A 13,078-nucleotide genomic window follows, 5' to 3' on the forward strand; every position below is an offset into this window, starting at 1 on the left:
GACTATATTGTTTTGTTTGATTTTTTGCTTTTGAATGCTGCGCATGCCGTGGAAGGCAAAATGGCCATCTTGCGTTTTTTTGTATAATAACGTAGTCTGATTGTTTAGATAAAGTAAATATTTCATGACGTTACAAGTCGGTAGGAGGACGGATGCTTGCTTATTTGGAAGGGCGGGTGCTGGAGCGCACCGAGAACGGCTGCGTGCTGGTAACGGCCGGCGGCATAGGCTACGAGATTTTTCTGCCGGAACATGCGCTGACTCAGCTTCCTGCCCAGGGCGGCTCCGCGGCTTTTTATACGAGCTTCATCGTGCGCGAGGACGCGCAGGAACTGTTCGGCTTTCCTTCCTGGGACGAGCGGCAGACCTTCAATCTTTTGACCGGCATCAATCGTGTGGGCGCGCGCACGGCTCTCGCCATACTTTCGCGTTATCGCCCCGATGATCTGCGCCGTATCGTTGCCGACGATGACGCCGCCGCCCTGACGCAGGTTTCGGGCATCGGCAAGAAAACGGCACAGCAGATTTTTCTGGAGTTGAAATATAAGCTGAAGGGCGAGGCTCCCGTTTCCCTGTCCGCCGCGGCGGCGGGGCGGCCTTCCGTGTATCGCGACGCACTGACGGGCCTGGCCAATCTGGGATATGACGAGGACACGGCCGGGCAGGTGCTCAGAAAGGTGCTGGAGAGCGATCCGGAGCTTGACGTGGGCGAAGCGCTGCGCGCCGCATTGAAGGCGCTGGCCAGAGGAAAGAAGTAAATGGCAGAATTCGTACCCAAGAGCATGGCGCAGGACAGCGCCGATGAAAATATCCGTCCGCAGCGGCTGGAAGACTTCATAGGTCAGGAAGAGCTGCGCGCCAATCTCCGCGTGTATCTGAACGCGGCGAAGGAACGCGGTCAGTCCATGGATCACGTGCTGTTCTACGGCAATCCGGGACTCGGCAAAACCACGCTTGCCCGCATCATGGCGGCGGAACTCGGCGTGAATCTTGTGGCCACGTCCGGCCCGGTGCTGGAGCGCAGCGGCGATCTGGCCGCCATTCTGACCAATCTTTCCCGGCATGACATCCTGTTTGTAGATGAAATCCACCGCATGCCCATCAGCGTGGAAGAAGTGCTGTACCCGGCCATGGAAGACTTCACGCTGGATCTCATCATTGGTCAGGGCCCTGCTGCGCGCACGGTGAAGCTCAACATCGAACCCTTTACGCTGGTGGGAGCCACGACCAGACTCGGTCTGCTCTCTTCGCCGCTCCGGGATCGCTTCGGCATCATCAGCCGTCTGGAATTTTATTCGCCGGAAGAACTTGCCCGCGTGGTGCAGCGTTCAGCGCGCATTCTCGGGGTGCAGGTGACTGAGGAAGGCGCGCTGGAAATCGGACGCCGTTCCCGCGGCACGCCGCGCATCGCCAACCGGCTCTTGCGCCGGGTGCGGGATTTTGCCGCCGTGTACGGAAACGGCGTGGTGGACGGCGAACAGGCCCGGGCCGCGCTGGTGCGCCTCGACGTGGACGAAGCCGGGCTCGATGAAATGGACCGCAAAATTCTTACCGTGCTCATCGATCACTTCAACGGCGGGCCCGTGGGCGTGAAGACGCTGGCCGTGGCCTGTTCCGAGGAAATCCGCACCATCGAGGACATCTATGAGCCCTATCTCATTCAGTGCGGATTCCTGAATCGTACGCCTCGCGGTCGCGTGGCCACGCCCAAGGCCTATCGTCATCTTCATCGTCTGTACGGAGGCACCGCGCAGGGAAGCCTTCTGTAGGCTCTGCCGCCTCCATCCGAATATTTTGTGCTTTGCGCGCGTCAGCGCGCCGTCCGTCGCGTCCGACGGGCGAGGAGGAAAACATGTCCGAAGTCAAAGCCCGCGTCGAGCTTCTGGCGCATACGCCCGAGCCGCTTTCCCTCATTTATGCCGCCTTCCGTCAGTGCTATCACGCCGGCGACGTGGCGGACATGTGGCCGCGTCTGCTGGCCGGGGACATATCGCGCGAAAAGCAGGCCGCCTTTGTGGAAAACATCATGGCGTCCGGCCACGCCAGCCCCATTGAGCACGTGAGCTTTACGTTTGCGCTTTCGGGCGTGTCGCGCGCGCTGACGCATCAGCTCGTGCGTCATCGCATTGCGAGCTATTCGCAGCAGAGTCAGCGTTATGTGGACGCTTCCGACATGAATTACGTCATGCCGCCCGCCATTGCCGCCAATCCGAAGGCGCGGGAGCGTTTTTTGAACTTCATGGATGAGGTGGGCAGCGCCTATCGCGATCTGAAGGCCATGCTTGAAGAGGATGGCCGCGGTTCGTCTTCCTGCGAGGACGCGCGTTTCGTGCTGCCGCAGGCGGCGGCGTCCAGCATTGTGGTGACCATGAACTGCCGCACGCTGCTCAACTTCTTTGAACATCGCTGCTGCACCCGCGCGCAGTGGGAGATCCGGGGCGTGGCGCGGACCATGCTGAGCCTCTGCCGCGAGGTGCTGCCGGAAGTGTTTCGCCACGCGGGCGCGCGATGCGAAAGACTCGGCTACTGCCCGGAAGGGGAAAAGTTCACCTGCGGGCGTTATCCTTTGCCGGAACGCCGCTCGTAGCGATTTGAGGGGGAGTTTTTCCCCTCTTTTTTTAGCGGCGTCGTGTTCGGAGCATCGCCGTCCCGGCCTCAGAGGCTGCTTTCGGGGCGTCTCGCGCGCTTTTGACGCGTGAATCGGGAGAGCGACGCGGCAGGGGCGGAAAGTCTGGAAACGCTGTCCTGCGCGCTGGTTGCGGCACGAAGGAACGGGCGCGGAACGTCTTGCCACTGGCGGCGGGAGCGCCTTGCGGCAGGCGAAGGGATGGCTTCGGAAGAGGCAAGGCCGTGGTCAGCGATGTACGGCATCGTTTTTTCATGGTTTTCCGCAGGCGGAAAGTCCGTGACGCGTGTAACGCATGTCTCCGGGAAAGAAGCGCATCGTGCGCACAATCCAGCGTGGGAACGGGCGTTTGCGCGAGAAAAGGCGGTCAAGGTGCGTTTTTTGCGGCGCAACACGCTCGGGACGTGAAAGCGGGCGGGCAAACCGTTGTCTGATGGTGTGGACATGCCGGACGCGTTGCGCGTTCGCGTGGCGTTTGCCCGGCGTTGACGGGAGTCTTGTCCGGACCGGAACCGCGAGCCGGAGGGGGCGAGGAATGACGGCGTCTTTTGCGGCGGCCTGCGCGGAAGCGGAGCAGGAGTTTTTGCCGTTTTGCGGAAAGTGGCGAATCGTCGGGAACATGTGTCTGCGGGGCCTCGTGCGTAACGAGGTGCGTCGGAAGTCATGTGCGGAGCGCGACGCCCCGATGCGCGACGGAAAAAATCGTTGAAAAAATCAGACGTGCTTTTTGCGGGGCGTTCCGGAACGCATAAAAGCGCGCGCAAGGCTGTTATTCGGCGCTTTCAGGCGCGTTTTTCAATTTTGTGTATAATGTGTCGCACGGCGGGAAAACGTGCGGCAGAAGGCGTGCAGGACATAAGTTTACTCTTTCTCACATAAGTTCACCGTATTGCTTCCGACAAAGACGGAAGACTCGGCCGACGCCGATGGTGCGCGCATTCATAAGCGCCTGTTTCCGGCAACGCAACGGGAGCGTTCATTCTGTACGCTCGGCGCTTCAACGGAGCCTGGTTCTGAAATATACTCGTCATGTTCTGCACAAGTGCGCGCTCTTGCAGAGAGGAATTCTTTTTAGAATGAAGGCGATGAACGGGAAATCGACAGGCGTTTTGTCTTGATCGTTTCATTGCATGGAGGCCTCTTTGCGCCGGACGTCCTTTTCTCTGAATTCCTGATGCCGACATCGTTTTTCTCATTTTTTTTCTGGCACAGATTTGTGAAATCTGTGCCTGTGAGAGCTCGCATTCCATTGCGGGACTAGGCAAAGCGGAATCACGGCTCTGTTATTTTGCAAGCCACGCTTTTTTCTTTGCTTCATTTGACAGACGGAGAGATTGCGTTTACATATGAAATATTATTTTCTTATAAGGAGGCCCCGATGGAAGATTATCTCAAGCATGCTATAGAACTGGTCAAGGCACAGGCGTCCGTCCGTGTCATGTCCGAAGATGAAATGGCGGAAATGATTTCTTCGCTGGCGAACAAGCTCAAGAAGCTCGACTGCTGCGAAGAGACTGAGGAAGCCTGCCCCGCTGCGGAAGCTCCCGCCATTGATCCCAAGCGCTCCATCAAGGAAAAGAGCATCGTCTGCCTTGAGTGCGGCAAGACCTTCAAGGTCATTACCAAGAAGCATCTTATTCTCCACGGTCTTGACGCCGCTTCCTATCGCGCGAAATGGGGCTTCAAGAAGGGAACGCCTCTCACCTGCAAGGAACTGCAGCGTGCCCGTCGTCAGAAGATGAAGGACATGAAGCTTTGGGAAAAGCGCGCCATGGCTCGAGAAGCGGCGGCGAAGTAGGGCAACGTCCCCATGCATTTCTTTCATCATTCCTTTCACAGGAAGGCCGACTTCGGAAGGAGCCGGCCTTCCTTGGGGAATCGGGCGGAAGCGGAAACCGGCTTGGCGCGTCGGCTTTCGGCATGACGACGCAAAGCCGCAGTCCGCGTTTCGCAGCCCGGCGTTTCAGGACGCCGCAAATTCAGTCGCAGGATCGAAAGATCGGCGGCTTTTTTTGTCTTTGCTGCGTGTCGCAGGGGCGGTGGAATTCAGTGTCGGGAAAGGTGCGCCGCAAGACTGTGCGTGAGGGTAATGCAATATTGCGCGCGGGGGAGAGGCAAGATTGAGTCTGTGAACGGCAGACGCGCAGCAACGAACGCGGTTCTGTGAGGACGTGTTGCCTGCGCGCATGCCTGACGGCATTTCGGGTGGGCTTTTTTTTGCGCGCCTTGCGTGCAGGACGCTCTTTCAGAAGTGGCGGCGCTGAGCGTCTGTCCCGGACGCGCCGGGCTCTGCGCCTTCTGGAGCGCATCCGGGCGCGGCTAGGCTCCCGCGATGAGGTCGGCGGCTTTGTCGAGAAGGAAGGAGAGCGCCGCGGCCAGGGCGTTCAGCACGTCCTTTGCCGCTTCCTGGAGCACGGGCAGACCGGCCTTTGCGCCTTTTTCGGCGGCGCCTGCCAGCGATTTGGCCATGTCCGCCGAGCGCTCCGCCAGCGTTTTTCTGGGGAAGAGATCGGGCGCGATGGCGTGTCCGGCCTTGTTCACGGCGTCGGTGGCCTTGTCGCCGAGCGCCTGTCCTATGGTTTCCAGCTTGTCGAGAAACTTGTCGAGTTCCTCCCGCGTGAGACCGCCGTTGCGGTTGCGGGTGATGACGGGCTGAATGTCCTTTTCAAAGATGACGGCGGGAAGTTTGCCCTTCAGGCTCTGAAGCGCGGATTCGTCCACCTTGCGGAACGCGGAGGCGGGCACGGGAACTTCCGTCTGCTGCTTCTGATAGACGTAGAGCGCGCAGACGGCGATGACGATGACGATGAGTATGTTTTTCAGCATGCGCATCCTGAAAAAAGGCCCCGACCTCGAACGGAGGCGGGGCCTTTGCTGTTACTTCAGCCGGATTTCTATGTGTACCCCGTATTTTTCCTCAAGGGCCGCTATGCGGTCGCGTTTGCGGTTGAGCAGGTACAGGGCGAGTTCCGTATCGCTTTCGTAAATGAAGGTGGAAGGTTCGGAAGACTTGTCGTTCTTCTTGTTCTTGCCGCTGTCGAGGCTGCGGCACAGCTTGCTCTGCAGGTCGCGCAGGGCCTGGAGCGACTGCCATTCCATGTTGCGGCGCACGCCCGTGCCGTGACAGTAGGGGCAGGGCTCGCAGGAAATGGAAATGGCCGAGGTGCCGGTGCGCTGACGCACGAGTTCCAGAAGTCCGAAGGAACTCATGTGGCCCACGTCGTGACGGGCGCGGTCCTTGCGCATGGCGTTTCTCAGGGTGCGTTCCACTTCGCGGCAGTGGTTCTTGTCGCGCATTTCGATGAAGTCGATGACCACCTGACCGCCGATGTCGCGCAGGCGCAGATGACGGGCGATGGCTTCGGCGGCTTCCATGTTGGTGCGGAACACCATGGCCTCGAAGTTGGTTTTGCCCTGCGTCTTGCCGGAGTTGATGTCGATGGCCATGAGGGCCTCGGTCTGATCGAACACGAGGCGACCGCCGGAAGGCAGCACCACTTCGCGGCTGGTCACGGTTTCGAGCTGCTTGAGCAGATTGAAGCGTTCCCACAGGCTTTGACGCTGATCCTTGTGCAGCTTCACGATGTCTCCGGCGCGATCCGGGAAGATGAGTCCGGCGATTTCTTCCACGCGGGCCTTGGTGGCTTCGTCGTCCGTCCAGATTTCCACGATGTCGTCGGAGAGGTAGTCGCGCACAGAGCGGGTGGCGAGGTCGGCTTCCTGATAGATGAGGCAGGGCGACTTTTCCGTGGGAGCCTTTTTCTGGATGTCTTTCCAGAGCTTTTTGAGGTACTGCAGATCCTGCTGAATGCTGGCCTTGCTTGCGCCTTCGCTTGCGGTGCGGATGATGACGCCCATGTTTTCGCCGGGCTGAATGCCGTTCAGCAGATCCTTGAGACGCGCGCGCTCTTCGGGATCCTCCACCTTGCGGGAAACGCCGATCTGTTCCTGACCGGGAGTGAGCACGAGGAAGCGTCCGGCAATGGAGATCCATGTGGTGAGGAACGCGCCCTTGGAGCCGGAAGGTTCCTTGACCACCTGCACGAGCACTTCCTGACCGACCTTCAGCACCTTCTGGATGGGCGGATACTTGGGGCCGTGAGAGGCGTCGTGCGGCACGAGATAGTATTCCGGATGCACTTCGTCGATCTGGAGGAAGCCGTTCTTGCCGTTGCCGAAGTTGACGAAGGCGGCCTGCAGATTGGTGTCGATGTTGTTGATGACGCCCTTGTAGATGTTGCCGCGGATTTTCACCTGATGGGCCATTTCCACGAAGTATTCGGTAACCTGCCCGTCTTCGGTGATGACGACTTCCACCTGTTCGTCGGGCACGACGCTCACGTAGAGCACGCGGCGCGGATGCGCGGTCTCTTCAGTTTCGGTCTTTTCGGCCTTTTTCTCGCTCTTGGCGGCGGGAGCGGGGAGGTCCTTCTGATTTTTCTTGTTCTTGCGGTTCTGGCGGCCTTCCTTCTGCGAGGAGGAAGAGGGCATGTCGATGCGGTTGCCGTTGACGGCGGCGTCGAGCGCGGCCAGATCCTCTTCGGCCATGTCACTGGAGGAGAGGGGCAGCGCCACGGGCTGACCGGGCAGGGCGGGCTGCGGACCGTCGTCCTCGGGAATGAATTCTTCCTCGCGGTTGCCGAGGGCCACGCCGAGCACGCTGTCGTTCAGCATGGCGGCGTTGAAGTCAAAGTCGTCCGGAATGACGGGAACGTTCTGCTGATTGCGGCGATTGTTGCGGTTCTTACGGTTCTTACGGTTGCCGAAGGGATTGTCGGAGGTCATGGCCTGCGGCTGATCGTAGAAGCCCTGCTGATAGGAGCCGGGCAGATAGGGCGAGCCGTTGAAGGCCGGCTGGGCGTCGCGGTTCTTGCGGTTGCGTCGCGAACGGGAATAGGGACGTCCGTCTTCGGAGAATTCTCCGGGATAGGGCAGAATGTTGGTCACGATGTCGTCGTCGAACCATTCGGGCTGGGGCTGCCCGGTTGCGGCGGGTTCGTCGGCGCGGTTGCCGATGTTGTCGTCGTCGGTGCTTTCGGGTTCGGCGTTCCGGCGGGGCTTGTCAGCGCGGTTGCGGCGCTGCCGACGGGTGTGCTCAGCTCGTTCGGCCTTCTCCTCGGCTTCGGTTGCCGCGGTTTCGTCGTCGGCATTTTCGGGCGTCATGGAGAAGGGGGGCAGCATGTCGTCGAGCACGAGCGCGGAGCCCAAATGAATGATCTGTTCGTCTTCATCGGGCGTCTGATCGGCCTTCTTTTCCGCGTCGGCGCTGCGGGCGCTTCTGCGGGGAGAGCGGCGGGAGCGGCGCTTTTTTTCGGCGGAATCTTCGGCATCGGCCTTTTCGGACGAGCCTTCGGCAGGCTTTTCGGAGGCAGCGGCGGCAACGTTGTCTTCCGCGCCGACTGCGTTTTCCCGGGCCGGAGCCGCGGCGCTTTCCGCCTCCGGAGTCGGGGCGGCCGTGAGCGGAGTTTCCGCAACCGGAGCTTCAGATGTCGGAACGTCGGAAACCGGCGCTTCGGCGGGAACTTCTGCATCCGCAGCCTTGGCGGCCGATTCGGAGATCGCGGCGCGGGGTTTTCTGGTGCGGCGCTTTTTCTCGGGCGCAGCGGTTTCGGCGGCGTTTTCGGGCGTCATGGAGAAGGGGGGCAGCATGTCGTCGAGCACGAGCGCGGAGCCGAGATGAATGATCTGTTCGTCTTCGGCAGGCGTTTCGGCCTTCTTTTCCGCTTCGTCGCTGCGGGCAGCGGCGCTCTTGCGGGTGCGGCTCTTGCGGGCGGCAGGCCTGGTTTCGCTTGTTTCCTCGCTCTGTGCCTCGGAAGCGGCGGCCTTCTTCGTCGTGCGGCGACGGGGCTTTTTTTCTTCCGTGGCTTCGTCCGCAGCAGTTTCTTCCGCAGCTGTGCTTTTGCGGGTGCGGCGGACGGTCTTTTTTTCTCCGGCGGCCGGCTTTTCTTCGGAAGCGGCGGCCTTTCTGGTGCGGCGGGTTTTTGTGGTCTTGATTTCTTCGTTATTCTCTTCGGGAAGAACGGGGTTCTGACTCATGTGATCCTCAAAAAATGTGATACGGCGTCAGCTCTCCAGTCTGCGGAGTGCGACCCTTACGCCCGGGCGTGCAAGCGTAAGCAAGGCGTAGCCCCCGGCGGAAAAGGGGCCGGGATTGGCGACGATGGTGCGTCCGACGCGCTGTATTCCTGCTGATTCGTGGATATGCCCGCACAGGCAGGCGGCGGGCTGATATTCCTCTATGAAATCCCGTATGGCGGTGGAGCCGACGTGACGGCCGCCGTCGATACGGTCACAGACCGTGTTGTACGGAGGATTGTGGGCCACGAGCACCAGCTCTCTGTAGCTGGCGGCGCGGCGGGCCAGATCCTCCAGCCATTCCGAAAAACGTGCCTCTGGAAATTCCGACGGCGTTCCAAAGGGGCTGAACGTAGAGCCGCCCACGCCGAGGAGGGCGACGTCCGGGCTCAGTTCCCGCACGTTGCGGTGCAGGTTGATGCCCTTGGCCTCAAGCCAGTCATTCACCTCGGCGCGATCCATGTTGCCTATCTGGGCAAGAATGACGGGATGCACGGCCTGAAAGGCCTCGATCACCGTGCGGGCGGCGGCAACGCCTCCCAGCGTGGTCAGATCGCCGGTGAGAATGACTCCGGCCGCTTGTTCCAGTTCGGGGATTTCCCTGACACGGCGGATGCAACCGTGGATGTCGCCGAGCACGATCCAGAGCTGTCCGGCATCGGGCTGATCTCCGGCGTTCGCGGAGTCGGCAAAACGCGTGAAGCGCGCCGACGGAGAGCAGCAGCTCGGAATGTACGGAGCTGATTCCGGAACGGGGCTTGGCATGTAGGGAAGGTCCTTTTCCGCTGGAGCGGACGAAAATACCCGCAGAACGTTTCTGCTGGACGCAATATAGACTATTTTTTTTCGTTTGACAAAGGGGGAGGAGAGGGCAAATGCATGAAAATGCGCGGCGCGCGGCGTTTTTTCGCCATTTACTCTGGCAGGTTATTAATGTTGTATTTTCTTCGGAACGGGCGGATTAAAAAAGCGGAAGGCGTATTTTCGGGAACAGAATCCGCATGGAATCTGCAACTTCTTTTTCCCGCGGACGTTTTTCCGGAAACGTTTTCAGTGGCGAGAGCGTCCGCGGCATGCCGGGCGCGGGAGAGAACAGGATCAGCGCCTGCTGAAACGCCCGGAAAGCGCGTCGGCTGTTCGGGCGGAATGCGCACTGCCGGAAACTTTTGGAGAACCGCATGGATGTCGAACACATGAACAAGGATGAGCTGCGCCGGGCGATACGGCGTCGGCGCGTCGAGCTCTCCTGCGGAGAGAAGGGGGCCGCGCGCTCAAGGCGCATGCAGGAGCGGCTGCTTGCCGACGAGCTCTGGCGGCAGTGCCGCCGCGTGGCGCTGTTTGTTTCCGTCAAGGGCGAACCCGACACGTCGCTGCTTCTCGACGAGGCGTGGAGAAGCGGCAGAACCGTGTTTCTTCCGCGTTGTCGGAAGGGCGAGAAGGGCGTCATGGATTTGATTGCCTGCGCCGGAGCGCAGGAGCTTGAAACGTCCGGCTTCGGCATTCCCGAGCCGGTCATGACGGAGCGCTCCCGTCTGCTTTCCGCCGCAGATCTGGCGGACGGGCCGCGGACGTTGATCGTCGTGCCGGGCCTGGCCTTCGACAGGCAGGGATTCCGGCTGGGCTACGGCGGCGGCTATTACGACAGGCTGCTTGCCGAAGCGCGCTGCGCCAGCGTGGGACTGGCCTTTCACGAACTTTTGTTGAACCGTCTTCCCCACGACGAGTGGGACAGGCCCGCACGGGCCGTGTGTACCGAGGAGGAACTGCTTTGTCTCTGACCATGCTTCCCTTTCAGTTTCCGGGCGTGCCCGGCGTGGGCTGCGCGTTCAGCACGCGCGGCTTCGGCACGGTGTCCCTTTCCGGCGGCGATGCCTCGTCCGCGTCGCGTCGCGCGTCGATTCCCGCGCTTCTCGGCGTGGAAGCCTTTGCGGAGGTGCATCAGGTTCACGGCGTGCGCACAGTGTTCGAGCCGAAGGCGCAGAATCCCCATGCCGTGCCCTGCGAGCAGGCCGACGGCATGGCCACGTCCCGCCCCGGACTTGCGCTCATGATTAAGACCGCGGACTGTCAGCCCATTCTTGTGGCGCACGAGTCCGGTCGCTTCGTCATGGCCGTGCACGCGGGCTGGCGGGGCAACAGACAGGAGTATCCGCGCCTTGCGGTGGAAGAGTTCTGCGAGCGCTACGGCCTTGATCCTGCCGAGCTGTGGGCCGTGCGCGGGCCGAGCCTCGGACCGGAGGCCTCGGAGTTCGTGAATTTCGCGCAGGAATGGGGGCCGGAGTTTCTGCCCTGGTACGATGAGGCGAGGCGCACCGTGGATTTGTGGATGCTGGCGCGGCATCAGCTGGAAACGGCGGGACTCCGGCCCGGCCGCATTCTCGGCATTGACCTGTGTACCTTCGACAATGCGGAACTGTTCTTTTCCTACAGGCGTTTCAGACGATTCGGCGTCGAGGACGGCAGACAGGGCAGCTTCATCTGGATACGCGCCGAATGACGTGGACGCGCGCTGAATAACGCGTCGTTTTTGCTCCGTTTCCGGTCGGATGTTAAATTTTTTTGCTGTGCCTTCGGCGCGGCGATGAGATTTTCGGCCGAAACGGCAACGATGCGCGGGAGACGGCTTCCGGCATGCGGCGTCCGAAATGTTTTGCCGCGCAGAATATTTCACGCCGCGCCCCTGTTCCACAGCTCGAAGTTCCGGCAAAATGACGGATAATCTATCAAAAATATGATGGAAAATCTTATAATCTACCGTTAAATAGAGGTTTATTTTTTTTACAAAGCACGATACCCATACACCGACGCAGTATTTCCGTTGCCGGAGAGAGGCCGGCTTCGGGGGACGTTTTGTCGTCTTTCGGGCGGAATGCGCGTCCCATTCCGGCGCAGCCGGAAAATCCATCTCCTTGCTGAGGATTTCATGAACGTATCTCTCAATGTGATGCGCGGGGTCTTTTGTGCCGTGCGCAGTCAGGCCAGAGTTGCCGCCGCAGTCCTGCTTTCGTTCGGACTGGTGGCGGGTTCCGTGTCCGGCGCTCATGCCGAAGGTTTTGCCATTACCGAATGGAGCGCGCGAGGCATGGGCCTCGGCGGCGGCGCTGCCGGCGGCATGGTGGCCCGTGCCGACGATCCTTCGGCCGTGGCCTACAACCCCGCGGGCATTACGCAGATTCCCGGCACCGCCACCCAGATGGGTCTTGCCGTTTCTGCGCTGAACTTCGACATCAGCCGCGCCGACACCGGCAGAACGGTGTCCAGCTCCGATCAGGTGTGGCCCATTCCGCATTTCTATCTTACGCATCAGATCAGCGACAACTGGTGGTTCGGCGTCGGCACCTTCACCCGCTACGGCTTGGGTTCGCAGTTCCCGGACAACTGGGCGGCCCCCGGCAGCAAGACGCCTGCCACGTATCCCGTGATGACTCCCCGAGGCCTGATGCGTGTTCCCGCCGCCAGCGGACTCAAGTCCGTCACGCTGCTTTCGAGCACCATCAACCCCAACATCGCCTACAAGATCAACGACGTGTTCTCCGTGAGCGCGGGCGTGAGCTACACCTGGGGCTACCTCAGCCTGAACCAGCAGTATAATGTCAATGCCGGGATGCTGGGTTTTGGAGTAGGCCAGGCCGACGCCCGCATCCACTCCGAAAACGGCTACGCCTTCGGCTACAACTTCGGCCTGCACGCCCGCTTCAACGATCAGTGGAGCGCGGGCCTGACCTATCGCTCCAGAGAAGACATGACCTTCAAGGGACAGACCCGCTTCCGCTTCTCCGGAAGTCCGGTCGTGACGGGGCTCATGGGACAGAGCCTGCAGACCTGCAATGCCGACGGCAAGCTCACCATTCCCGACGTGGTCACCCTGGGCGTGATGTACAAGCCCCTGCCCAACCTGAGCTTTGAAGGCGACGTGGCCTACACCGTGTGGAGCCGCTTCCGCAACCTCACCATCAACATGCACAGCGACCGCACGCCGCAGTTCTTCGAGCAGAAGAACTGGCGCGACACCTGGGCCTTCACCTTCGGCGTGGAATACGCGCCCATCGACTGGCTGACCCTGCGCGCGGGCTTCACCTACGAAACCTCGCCTCTGCAGGACGACAACTGCTACGACTATCTCGTGCCCTCCAACGGCCGCAACTACTACACCCTCGGCGCGGGCTTCAAGTATGAAAACTGGACACTCGATCTCGCCTACATGTACATCGACGTGCGCGACATCAACTACAAGCAGCGCGTCGATGGCCACGGCATGACGGCTGCTTACGAAGGCAAAGCGCACAACAGCTACGCCCACAACTTCGGCGTGACGCTGGGCTACCGCTTCTAGCCTTCGCGACAGGACGCTTTTCAGGCTCCCTTCCTCGGAAGGGG

General features: G+C 60.7%; 10 protein-coding genes. 7 read left to right on the forward strand and 3 right to left on the reverse strand.

Going from position 1 to position 13,078, the window contains the following annotated elements:
* Nucleotides 1-152: 152 nt before the first annotated feature.
* The 4 genes from ruvA (at nt 153) to ABGT79_RS08910 (ending at nt 4,424) form a co-directional block, all read left to right on the forward strand.
* On the forward strand, nt 153-758 hold the full coding sequence (gene ruvA, locus ABGT79_RS08895) for a Holliday junction branch migration protein RuvA (protein ID WP_346665882.1): 606 nt from the start codon (nt 153-155) through the stop codon (nt 756-758).
* Between the two features lie 24 nt (nt 759-782).
* Nucleotides 783-1,769, forward strand: coding sequence for a Holliday junction branch migration DNA helicase RuvB (gene ruvB, locus ABGT79_RS08900; RefSeq protein WP_346666660.1), 987 nt, complete (start codon nt 783-785; stop codon nt 1,767-1,769).
* A gap of 83 nt (nt 1,770-1,852) precedes the next feature.
* A complete protein-coding gene (gene thyX, locus ABGT79_RS08905) occupies nt 1,853-2,587 on the forward strand; it encodes an FAD-dependent thymidylate synthase (protein ID WP_346665883.1) in 735 nt (244 codons plus the stop codon).
* 1,417 nt (nt 2,588-4,004) lie between these two features.
* The gene (locus ABGT79_RS08910) at nt 4,005-4,424 is read left to right on the forward strand and encodes a MucR family transcriptional regulator (RefSeq protein WP_346665884.1); all 420 of its coding nucleotides are present in this window, start codon (nt 4,005-4,007) and stop codon (nt 4,422-4,424) included.
* Nucleotides 4,425-4,945: 521 nt separating this feature from the next.
* Here ABGT79_RS08910 and ABGT79_RS08915 read toward each other — a convergent pair.
* Genes ABGT79_RS08915 through ABGT79_RS08925 form a run of 3 tightly spaced genes read right to left on the reverse strand, consistent with a single transcriptional unit; the run spans nt 4,946 to nt 9,466 of the window.
* Nucleotides 4,946-5,452, reverse strand: coding sequence for a hypothetical protein (locus tag ABGT79_RS08915; RefSeq protein ID WP_346665885.1), 507 nt, complete (start codon nt 5,450-5,452; stop codon nt 4,946-4,948).
* Nucleotides 5,453-5,503: 51 nt separating this feature from the next.
* Nucleotides 5,504-8,662, reverse strand: a complete 3,159-nt coding sequence (locus tag ABGT79_RS08920) for an Rne/Rng family ribonuclease (protein WP_346665886.1) — start codon at nt 8,660-8,662, stop codon at nt 5,504-5,506.
* Between the two features lie 27 nt (nt 8,663-8,689).
* Complete coding sequence (locus ABGT79_RS08925) at nt 8,690-9,466, reverse strand: metallophosphoesterase (RefSeq protein WP_346665887.1); 777 nt, start codon at nt 9,464-9,466, stop codon at nt 8,690-8,692.
* Between the two features lie 413 nt (nt 9,467-9,879).
* On the opposite strand from ABGT79_RS08925, the gene ABGT79_RS08930 reads away from it, so the two are divergent.
* The 3 genes from ABGT79_RS08930 (at nt 9,880) to ABGT79_RS08940 (ending at nt 13,034) form a co-directional block, all read left to right on the forward strand.
* Nucleotides 9,880-10,479 (forward strand): 5-formyltetrahydrofolate cyclo-ligase, encoded by a 600-nt coding sequence (locus ABGT79_RS08930; RefSeq protein ID WP_346665888.1) that lies wholly within the window; start codon nt 9,880-9,882, stop codon nt 10,477-10,479.
* Nucleotides 10,470-11,198: a laccase domain-containing protein gene (locus ABGT79_RS08935; RefSeq protein WP_346665889.1), complete on the forward strand. Its 729-nt coding sequence runs from the start codon at nt 10,470-10,472 to the stop codon at nt 11,196-11,198. The genes ABGT79_RS08930 and ABGT79_RS08935 overlap by 10 nt, the downstream gene beginning before the upstream one ends.
* 426 nt (nt 11,199-11,624) lie before the next feature.
* Nucleotides 11,625-13,034 carry an outer membrane protein transport protein gene (locus ABGT79_RS08940; protein WP_346665890.1) on the forward strand — a complete coding sequence of 470 codons (1,410 nt, stop codon included), beginning with the start codon at nt 11,625-11,627 and terminating at the stop codon, nt 13,032-13,034.
* The last annotated feature ends 44 nt before the right edge of the window (nt 13,035-13,078 follow it).

The sequence above is a fragment of the uncultured Mailhella sp. genome (assembly GCF_963931295.1).
GTDB lineage: Bacteria > Desulfobacterota > Desulfovibrionia > Desulfovibrionales > Desulfovibrionaceae > Mailhella.

Excerpts from the sequence above, each read along its gene's own strand:
- ruvA (WP_346665882.1), top strand. The coding sequence starts at position 153 with ATGCTTGCTTATTTGGAAGGGCGGGTGCTGGAGCGCACCGAGAACGGC.
- ruvB (WP_346666660.1), top strand. The coding sequence starts at position 783 with ATGGCGCAGGACAGCGCCGATGAAAATATCCGTCCGCAGCGGCTGGAA.
- thyX (WP_346665883.1), top strand. The coding sequence starts at position 1,853 with ATGTCCGAAGTCAAAGCCCGCGTCGAGCTTCTGGCGCATACGCCCGAG.
- ABGT79_RS08910 (WP_346665884.1), top strand. The coding sequence starts at position 4,005 with ATGGAAGATTATCTCAAGCATGCTATAGAACTGGTCAAGGCACAGGCG.
- ABGT79_RS08915 (WP_346665885.1), bottom strand. The coding sequence starts at position 5,452 with ATGCTGAAAAACATACTCATCGTCATCGTCATCGCCGTCTGCGCGCTC.
- ABGT79_RS08920 (WP_346665886.1), bottom strand. The coding sequence starts at position 8,662 with ATGAGTCAGAACCCCGTTCTTCCCGAAGAGAATAACGAAGAAATCAAG.
- ABGT79_RS08925 (WP_346665887.1), bottom strand. The coding sequence starts at position 9,466 with ATGCCAAGCCCCGTTCCGGAATCAGCTCCGTACATTCCGAGCTGCTGC.
- ABGT79_RS08930 (WP_346665888.1), top strand. The coding sequence starts at position 9,880 with ATGGATGTCGAACACATGAACAAGGATGAGCTGCGCCGGGCGATACGG.
- ABGT79_RS08940 (WP_346665890.1), top strand. The coding sequence starts at position 11,625 with ATGAACGTATCTCTCAATGTGATGCGCGGGGTCTTTTGTGCCGTGCGC.